The organism is bacterium (genome assembly GCA_029210545.1).
GTDB lineage: Bacteria > BMS3Abin14 > BMS3Abin14 > BMS3Abin14 > BMS3Abin14 > JARGFV01.
Map to the genome: position 1 here is coordinate 1 of JARGFV010000095.1, position 9,505 is coordinate 9,505.

At 62.5% G+C, this 9,505-nt stretch carries 5 protein-coding genes; all 5 read right to left on the bottom strand.

What is annotated here, in order from left to right:
* Positions 1 to 77 precede the first annotated feature (77 nt).
* The 5 genes from P1S46_09720 to mtnA all read right to left on the bottom strand — a co-directional run bounded on the left by P1S46_09720 (position 78) and on the right by mtnA (position 9,185).
* Positions 78 to 1,067: an NAD-dependent epimerase/dehydratase family protein gene (locus P1S46_09720; protein MDF1536757.1), complete on the bottom strand. Its 990-nt coding sequence runs from the start codon at positions 1,065 to 1,067 to the stop codon at positions 78 to 80.
* A gap of 139 nt (positions 1,068 to 1,206) precedes the next feature.
* On the bottom strand, positions 1,207 to 3,891 hold the full coding sequence (polA, locus tag P1S46_09725; GenBank protein ID MDF1536758.1) for a DNA polymerase I: 2,685 nt from the start codon (positions 3,889 to 3,891) through the stop codon (positions 1,207 to 1,209).
* Positions 3,892 to 4,024: 133 nt separating this feature from the next.
* Positions 4,025 to 4,942, bottom strand: coding sequence for a branched-chain amino acid transaminase (locus tag P1S46_09730; GenBank protein ID MDF1536759.1), 918 nt, complete (start codon positions 4,940 to 4,942; stop codon positions 4,025 to 4,027).
* Positions 4,943 to 5,008: 66 nt separating this feature from the next.
* Positions 5,009 to 8,155, bottom strand: a complete 3,147-nt coding sequence (glnE, locus tag P1S46_09735; protein MDF1536760.1) for a bifunctional [glutamate--ammonia ligase]-adenylyl-L-tyrosine phosphorylase/[glutamate--ammonia-ligase] adenylyltransferase — start codon at positions 8,153 to 8,155, stop codon at positions 5,009 to 5,011.
* A complete protein-coding gene (gene mtnA, locus P1S46_09740) occupies positions 8,139 to 9,185 on the bottom strand; it encodes an S-methyl-5-thioribose-1-phosphate isomerase (protein MDF1536761.1) in 1,047 nt (348 codons plus the stop codon). The genes glnE and mtnA overlap by 17 nt, the downstream gene beginning before the upstream one ends.
* Positions 9,186 to 9,505: the final 320 nt, after the last annotated feature.

The following is a 9,505-nucleotide window of genomic DNA, read 5'->3' on the forward strand; positions in this document are numbered from 1 at the left end:
AGGAAAGGGAAAACGACGCTTTTCCCTTTCCGTGGAGCGAAAAGTCCCGGATTGGACTTTTTGCGACTCTATCAAGATTAAAGCCAACCCTGCTCTTCGTACCAACGGGCGGTCCTGGCGACCCCGTCAGCGATAGCAATGCCGGCTGTGAAGTCGATTTGTTCGCGGGCCTTTTCGTAGCTGCACACCCAGCTGGCAGCCGTCAGTTCCCGCACCTTCTGGCGGTTAAAAACGGGCATGCGGCCCGTGAGCCTGCCCCAGCCTTCCGACACGGATGCGGCGGCGGCCAGCACCCCACCGGGAACCCTGAGCCCCCTGACCCTTCTCCCCAAAGCATCACTGAAATACCCGGGCAGATCAACCGTCGCTATCGGCTCAGGGTGCGTGATGAAATAGGTCTCCCCTATCCTGCTGTGCTGTGCTGCCGCCACGATCCCCCTGACCAGGTCTTCCACGTGAACCAGGCTGAGGGAGGCTTCCGGGTTCAGGAGCGGCAAGAACCCCTTCGAAGCGAGCCTGAACATGGGCAGGACTTCCCGGTCCCTGGGACCGTAAACCGTCGGCGGACGCAAGGTCACCAACGGAAGGGGCCCCATCCCTGAAAGGATCCGCTCCCCATCCAGTTTGCTCCGGCCGTAATCGGTGACCGGCAGGGGTCGACGAGTTTCTGCCACAACCTCACCGGACAGACCCGGCCCCACCGCCGCCATGCTCGACACATAGATAAAGACACCGGGAGGCTCCGCCGCCTCTAGGGCGGCTCTTGCCGCCTTCCGGGACCCCTCGGCGTTAACCCTGAAATACTGTTCCCGGGAGGCCGCAGCGGTAGCCCCGGCCAGATGGAAAAAGGCGTCGGTCCCCGAGGCAGCGTCTCTAATGATCGCTTCGGAATCGAGATCACCCTCGACAAGGGTGACAGGCTTACCTTGCAGCCACCTGGTCCTCGACCGGTCGCGGACCAGACATCGCACCTCGGAGCCGCGCTGGAGAAGATGGTCCACCAGGTGGCTTCCGACGAACCCCGTCCCCCCCGTGACGAAGCTGGTGCGGATTTCCCGGAAAGGCATGTGAAAATCTAACATAGGGGTGGAGGCACGGTCAATGGAAGTAAAGGAGTTAACTGTTTACAGTTAACGGTTTACAGTATAACCGCACCGGGAGTTGCAATCACTGTGAACAGTAAACTGTAAACCGCAAACTTCTGCCCTAATGGGCCTCCGCCCAGTTCCTGCCCCAACCCACATCCACCACCAGCGGCACGCTGAGTTCCATGACTCCCTCCATGGTGTTTCTGACGAAGGCAGAGGCTGCCTCGACCTGTCCCTCGGGGACCTCGAAGAGGAGTTCGTCGTGGACCTGCAGGAGCATCCTCGCCCCGGGGGCATGACCGGCCAACCCTCCGTGGACCAGGAGCATGGCCATCTTGATAAGGTCCGCCGCGGTGCCCTGTATCGGCGTGTTGATGGCCATGCGCTCCCCGTACTGGCGGGTGTTGGGGTTCTTCGACTCCAGTTCAGGCAGGATGCGCCTTCTCTTGAGAAGGGTCTGGACGTACCCGTTCTGCCGGGCTTCGGCCAGGATCTTCTCCGTGAACTCCTTCACCCCCGAGTACACGTTGAAGTATTCGTCGATGATGCGGGCGGCTTCGCCCGGGGAGATGCCCAGTTCCCTGGAAAGGCCAAAGGCGCTCATCCCGTAGATGATCCCGAAGTTGATCACCTTGGCCCGGCGGCGCAGCTCCGGCTCCACCCGGCCGGGAACAGCCCCCAGGACCTGGCAGGCGGTCCGGGCGTGGACATCCTGTCCCATCTCGAACGCCTCCACGAGACCGGGGTCACCCGACAGGTGAGCCAGGACCCTCAACTCCACCTGGGAGTAATCGGCCGAAAGGAGGACCATACCCTCGGGGGCAATGAAAGCTTCCCTGATGCGCCGCCCCTCCTCCGTCCGGATGGGGATGTTCTGAAGGTTGGGGTCCGAGGAGGACAGCCGGCCCGTGGAGGTGACCGCCTGGTTGAATGAGGTGTGGATCCGGCCCGTTTCCGGATGCACGAGGGCCGGCAAGGCGTCCACGTAGGTGGACCGGAGCTTGGCGAGGGTGCGGTACTCCCTTACCATGGCCGGCAGGTGGTGCCGGCTTGAAAGTGCGAGGAGAACGTCGTCGTCGGTGGAATACCCTGTCTTGGTCTTCCTCACCGGGGGCAGCCCCAGTTCGGTGAACAGGACCTGTCCCAGCTGACGGGGCGAGTTGACGTTAAAGGGGTGTCCTGCCTCCTCGTGGATCCGGGCCTCCAGTTCCCTGACCTTGCCGCCCAGCTCATTGGAGATCCCGGACAGGAGATGGGTGTCCAGGAGGATACCTGCCTGTTCCATGTGAGCGAGGACGAGGACGAGGGGCATCTCAACATCGGCGAAAAGCCCCGTCAGTTCCATCTCGTCGAGTTCCCCGCCAAGGGGAGCCGCCGCCCGGTACGTCACGTCAGAGTCCTCACACGAGTAGGTGGACGCTTCCTCAATGGGCACCTGGTCGAAAGTGAGCTGTTCCCGCCCGCGCTTTGTAAGCTCCTTGTAGGTGATCATGGTGTGTCCGAAAAGTTCCGAGGCGATCTCGTCCAGTCCGTGGCTGCGACGCGAAGGGTTCGTGAGCCACGAAGCGATCATGGTGTCGAAGGATATCCCCGCCAGGGGCCATCCGGCCCTGTGCAGCACGGTAAGATCGTACTTGATATTCTGGCCGATCTTCCCGATGGACCGGTCCGCCAGCAGGGGCCCGAGCACCTCGAGGACCGTGGGCGCCGGTAGCTGGCCGGGGGCTCCCAGGTAGTTATGTGTCAGGGGAATGTAGGCCGCCTGCCCCTCGGCCCAGGAAAAAGAGATCCCCACGAGACCTGCCCGCATGGGATCAAGATTATCGGTTTCAACATCCAGGGCAAAACGCCCGGCGGCGGACAGGACTCCGGCAAGATGCTCCAGTTCGTCTACGGTGAGGACGGTACGGTACCCCTCCCGGCCCAGAGCCTCCCTCGGCACCAGTTCGTTGACAAGGCGGGTAAACTCCAGTTCCTCGAACAGCTGCCTCACCGCCCCGCCGTCCAGCCCGGTCACCTTCAGATCCTCCAGATCCCGGCTCACATCAAGGTCGTCCCTGAGGGTCACGAGGGCCAGGGACTGGCGCACCGCCTCGGCTTCGGCGGGCAGCCTCTGGCCCAGTTTCCCCCCGACCTCGTCGCTGCGGGCGATGAGTTCCTCCACCGAACCGAACTGCGCGATGAGTTTGCCCGCAGTCTTCGGGCCCACACCTCGAAGGCCGGGAACGTTGTCCGCCGAGTCCCCCGTAAGGGCCAGGACATGGGCCACACGGGAAGGCTCCACACCGAACTTTTCCACAACCTCGTCGACACCGATCCACTTGTCCTTCATGGTGTCGAGCATGACCACGCCGGGGCCGACCAGCTGCATGAGGTCCTTGTCGGAGGAGACGATGACCACCCGGTCCACTTTACCGGCGTATTGACGCGCCAGGGTGGCGATGATGTCATCGGCCTCCATTCCCTGAATCCTCAGGCATGGGATGTTGAACGCCTTCGTCACCTCGTCGATGCGCGGCATCTGGACGACAAGGTCATCGGGCATGGGGGGACGGTTGGCCTTGTACTCCGGATAGGCCTCGTGGCGGAAGGTTGGACCTGGCGCGTCCATGACCATGGCCGCGTAAGTCGGCTGATGGTCCCGGAGCACCTTGAGCAGCATGTTGGAGAAACCGAAGATGGCGTTTGTGGGAAAGCCGGAGCGGGTGGAAAGAGACCTGATCGCGTGGTAGGCGCGATAGATGTAGGAGCTGCCGTCGATTAAAAACAGGGTACGCTCATCCGGTTGTGGGACATTAATCAATTGGAACTCCCTGTATACAGAGTTTGGCAGGATTGGTGACTGAAAAAGGAGAGGAGGAGAAAAGGGGAAAAGGGGAAGAAACCATCTGGCTCATTCCCCTCTTTGTCTCTTCGCCTCTTGTTTATTGTGTCTTTCAGACCACTGTTATCCAGTCCCTGTGGTTCGGATCCTCACCGTGGACCGCCTTGAAGTAGGCTTCCTGGATCTTTTTAGTGACAGGACCGGGTTTCCCCTCCCCGATGATCCGGTCGTCCACCTCCCGGATGGGGGTGACCTCCGCGGCGGTGCCGGTGAAGAACGCCTCGTCTGAAATGTACAGCTCATCCCGTGTGAACCTGTCTTCCACGACCTCGTAGCCCAGCTCGCCGGCGAGGGTCATGACGCTGTCCCGGGTGATCCCGTTTAAAATGGAGGTCAGGGATGTGGTCTTGATGACCCCGTCCCGGACGATGAACAGGTTCTCGCCGCTGCCTTCGCTGACGTATCCGGAGGTGTCGAGCATGATCGTCTCGTCGTAACCGGCCTGGCAGGCCTCCCGCTTGGCGAGGATGGAGTTGACGTAGGCCCCGTTGACCTTGGCCTTGCTCATGGAGGCGTTGACGTGGTGGCGTGCAAAGGAGGCGATCTTGGTACGGATCCCGTTCTTCAGCCCATCCTCTCCCAGGTAGGCGCCCCAGGCCCAGGTGGCGATGAACACACCCACCGGGTTGTCCTCGGTAACGAGAAGCCCCATGGGACCGTCCTTGATGTAGACCACCGGGCGGATGTAACCGCTCTTGAGGCCGTTGACCCTGACCACATCCAGGTGAGCCTCCCAAAGGGTGTCCCAGTCATAGGGAACGTCGATCCGGCATATGTGGGACGAATCGTAAAGGCGCTTGACGTGATCAGCCAGCCGGAAGATCCCGGGCCCTTCGGGGGTCTCGTAAAACCTGATCCCCTCGAAGACTCCCAGTCCGTAATGGAGGGTGTGGGTCAGGACGTGGACCTGTGCGTCGTTCCAGTCCACCATTTTACCGTTCATCCATATCTTCGACACCGGTGTGACCATTCTTCGTCCTCTATAAAATACGATCGCTTTACACCGATCGTATTTTATCTAGATAGTGAGGGCTCTTCAGGCGCCGTCTCCGAGCTTCTCCCTCAAGGCGGCAACGATGCCGTTAAACTCCTGCCGCACCTTCTCACGGGTATTCACCACTTCATCGAGGAACCGTCTGGCGCCATGTGCCCCCTCGTAACCGAGCCTCCGCGCCATGGGAAGCGCCCTGGCCTCGTCCTTCGGAACACGGGGATCCGACCGGTCCTGGTATAGCTGGGAACCGTTTTCAACCTCCCTGAAAAAACGGTAGGCGCGGTGCCAGACATTATACTGATTTTCATCTACAAGTCCAGTTTTCCAAAGAGTTTCAAGGGCTTTCATCGTCGTGGGTGTACGCAGGGGGGGGTAAGCGTGACCGTATGTCAACTGAAGGATCTGGACGGCGAACTCCACGTCCACGAGCCCGCCGGGGCCTGCCTTGATGTCGTAATGCTGCCCCCCCGCCTCCTGCCCGATCTCTTCTTCCATCCGGGCTCTTACCCGGACGATCTCCTCCAGCCCCCTGGAAGTCAGCGGCCGGCCGAAGGCGAGTTCCTCGATGACATTTTCCACCCTTTCCCGGAACCGGTCGTCTCCGCATATCCACCGCGCCTTGGTCATGGCCTGCTGCTCCCAGACCATGGCCCCTTCGCGGTGATACCTTTCGAACGCTTCCAGGGTGGTGACGAGGGGCCCGGCCTGGCCCGAAGGCCTGAGCCTCATGTCGATCCTGTAAAGGACTCCCTCGGCCGTGGGGCTGGTGAGCACGGTGATCATCCTCTGGGCGACCCTCGTGTAATGCTCGCGGCTGCCCCCGATCCCGTCCCCTGCACCCCCATCGTAGATGAAGATCATGTCCAGGTCGGAGCTGTAGTTCATTTCCCGTCCCCCGGCCTTGCCCATGGCCACGACGGCGAAACTCCCCGCGGACAGTTCCTCCCCTCCCCCCGCTTCCCGGACGGCGATCCGCCACGAGGCATCCAGGAGGACCTCGGCCAGTCCGGTCAATTCAGCGTTGATGACCGGAAGCTCCTTCACCCCGAGCAGGTCCCCGAGTCCCAGGCGAAGGACCTCGCCGTTGCGGTACCGTCTCAGGACCATGAGTTCGTCTTCCAGGGAGGGGCTCGACACCATCAGGCCCCGAACCTCCTCCACGATCTCCTCGCGGGGTTTAACCGCCGCCAGGTCGGTTCCGGCCACGATGACGTCCAGGAGATCGGGCTGCCGGATAACCAGTGCGGACAGGAATGGACTCGAGCCGAAGAGGACCACCAGGAGCCTCGCAGCTTCGGGGTTGGCGGCGAGCATGGAGTAGTAGGAGGCCCTCGCTCCCACCCGGCTGATGAAGCGCTCCAGGTTCACGAGCACGGCGTCGGGGTCCGAAACAGCCCCCATGTGGGCCAGGAGGACGGGCGCTATCTGTCGCAGCAGGTTCCGGCAGGTGTCGGAAAAGTGGCCGTAGGGCGGTCCGTCCCGGAGCAGGACCAGGTTGTCGTAGGCGGATTCGGGATCCTTGAAGCCGGCGGCGGCGAGCTTTTCGACCGCCTTTTCCCTGCTGAGTTCCTCGTCCAGCAGATCGTCGTGCTCCGGCGCCCCTTCGGGTACCGGGACACTCTCCCTGTGAAACAGCCGGTTGAACTGTTCGGCCACCTGGCCGGTCAACGAATCGAAGGTTTCCAGGAACCGCGCCGTGTCCGGGGACCCGTCGCCAACGAACCCCATGCTCCACACCAGTTTTACAAGGTCCTCATCGCTTCTGGGCAGCAACTGTGTCTGACGTTCCTCAACCAGCTGGATGCGGTGCTCGACATTGCGCAGGAAGGTGTAGGCCTCGCGGAGGGCCTCCGCGTCACGCTCGGTGATGAACCCGTTCTCCATGAGCCGGTCCAGGGCCCTTAAACTGTTTCGCTCCCGTACCGCGGAGGTCCTCCCCCCGTGGATGAGCTGGAGGGTCTGGATGATAAACTCGATCTCCCGGATCCCCCCCCGGCCCAGCTTGACGTCCCTGACGCCCCTGGCATCTTCCCTGGTGTGCCGGTCGATCCGGTCTTTCAGGAGACCGATCTCCTCCAGGGTATCGTAGTCGAGATGCCGGCGGTAAATAAACGGCCCCATGTGCTCGAGAAACTCCTCCCCTACCCGTCGTTCCCCCCCCACGGGCCTTGCCTTGAGCAGGGCAAGCCGGTCCACCGTGCGTCCCCATGACTGGTAGTAGACGTCCAGGCTCGGGATGGAGTAGGCGATCTCTCCCGAATCGCCCTCGGGACGCAGCCGCAGGTCCACCCGGAACACGATCCCGGAGGAGGTGCGCTCGTTGAGCAGTTTCGTGACGATCTCCCCCATCCGGACGAAGAACCGGTGGTTCTCGATGGCATCCCGGTACCCTCCCGAAGGGGCAGGGCGCCCCGTTGTCATCCCCACGTGGGAACTGTAGAGGTAGTAAAGGTCGATGTCCGAGCTGTAGTTGAGTTCCTCCCCCCCCAGCTTCCCCATGCCCAGAACGGAAAACCGGCAAGGCCGGTTGAGTCCCTCGGCCGTGGTGTGGATGGGAACACCGTGTTTTTCCTTGAGTTCCCGGTAAGCCGACTCCACCGCGATGTCGATGGAGGCTTCGGCCAGGTGGGAGATGTCCGAGATCGTCTCTCCAAGGGTCGCCGATCCGAGAAGGTCCCGGACCCCGATACGCAGCATCTCCCGGTACTTGTTGGCCCGGAGCAGCTCGGCCGTCTCTTCCTGGTTCAGTTCGCGGTCCGAGGCCGTGAGAAGGTCCAGCCTCATGTCGGCCAGGCTCCGGCTGTCCGCAAGCCCCACTTCCCTCATGAGCCAGATATAGTCGGCGGGAGAACGCATGATCAGGGAGGAAAGAAAGTTGCTGTACCCGAGGATGACCATGAGGCAACGGATACCGTCAGGGTCCTCGAGGAGGGAATAGAAGTTGGGATCGTCGATCCCGGAAAGAAGACGGGCAGTCCTGTTCAGTGCCGAGCGGGGATCGGCTGTCTGGAGGGCGGCCTTCACCACCCACTGGCTGAATTCGGGCCCTGTGTGGAGCTTTCCCGAATACCCTGAGATGGAAGAGAGGACCGAGTCGAGTCCCCCGCTGTCCGGGATGCGGCCGCTTTCCCGGATCAGGCGAAGCAGCTTGTCGTTCGTCCCCCCCACGGCGTCAACCAGCGCCGACAACCATGGCGATGGCGTCCCCGTAAGGCGGGGTCAGGATTCCCATTTCGGTGACGATGGTGGTGACGAGCCGGGCGGGGGTCACGTCGAAAGCGGGGTTGAAGACCCGGATTTCCCGCGGAGCCCATCTCTCGGCCCCGTAGCCGGTGACCTCACCGGGCTCGCGCTTCTCAATGGTGATATGCTCCCCGGAGGCGGTCGCGAGGTCGATGGTGGAAAGGGGCGCCGCCACCACGAAGGGGATGTTGTGGTGTTTCGCCAGCACCGCCAGCGTGTAGGTTCCGATCTTGTTGGCCACATCGCCGTTGGCGGCGATACGGTCAGCCCCCACCACCACGAAATCCACCTTGCCTGCCGCCATCACCGCTCCGGCCATGTTGTCGGTGATGAGGGTGGCCGGGATATTCTCCTTCACCATCTCCCAGGCGGTGAGCCGCGCTCCCTGGAGGACGGGCCGGGTCTCGTCCACCCACACCATGGAGACCTTGCCGTCCCGGTGGGCCGAGCGGATGACCCCCAGGGCGGTCCCGTATCCGGCGGTGGCCAGGGCGCCGGCGTTGCAGTGGGTCAGGATCTTCGCGTTTTCCAGCACCAGGCCGGCCCCGAGATCACCCATGGCCCGGCACGAGGCCAGGTCCTCATCGAAGATAGCGGTCGCCTCGGCCTCCAGGGCGTTCCGAAGGGCCTGAACGTCGTCGTATCGGGGCAGGGTGCGGCGCATCCGCTCGATGGCCCAGAACAGGTTCACCGCTGTCGGGCGTGTCGCGGCCAGAAGCCCGGCCGCGTCCTCAAGCCGCGCCCTCAGGGCGTCGGGGTCGTTCCCCGCGTACCGGCAACCGGCCAGCGCCATCCCGAAGGCGGCCGTGCACCCGATGGCCGGGGCGCCGCGGACCACGAGGTCCCGGATGGCCGCGGCGACGGCGCCGGGATCATCATACTGGATGTAGTTCTCTTCTATGGGGAGTTTCGTCTGGTCGAGAAGGGTGAGGGTTTTACTGTTTGGATCCCACTTGATGGGCTGGATGGTGCTCATTTGCGGTCTTCCCCCGGGGGGTTATGGACACGGGGACACGGAGACATGGAGAAGATCATACTTTCCCCGCGTCACCGCGTCACCGCGTCATGGGTCATTGTCGCACTTTCTGTGCCGTATCATACCCACACATGGGAGGAAGGGGAAGAGCCGTAATTCTTGATTGGTACGACCTGGATGGACTCGCAAAAAGTCATCAACGCGCCCCGCGCGGGGCGCCCGGATCGATGACCCGTGAAAACTGCCGCGCCTGGGAGAGGCGCCCGGATCGAGTGCCAATGGCTGTGTGTTCGATCCGTGAGGGAACCGAAAACCACGCT

Excerpts from the sequence above, each read along its gene's own strand:
- P1S46_09720 (MDF1536757.1), bottom strand. The coding sequence starts at position 1,067 with ATGCCTTTCCGGGAAATCCGCACCAGCTTCGTCACGGGGGGGACGGGG.
- P1S46_09730 (MDF1536759.1), bottom strand. The coding sequence starts at position 4,942 with ATGGTCACACCGGTGTCGAAGATATGGATGAACGGTAAAATGGTGGAC.
- mtnA (MDF1536761.1), bottom strand. The coding sequence starts at position 9,185 with ATGAGCACCATCCAGCCCATCAAGTGGGATCCAAACAGTAAAACCCTC.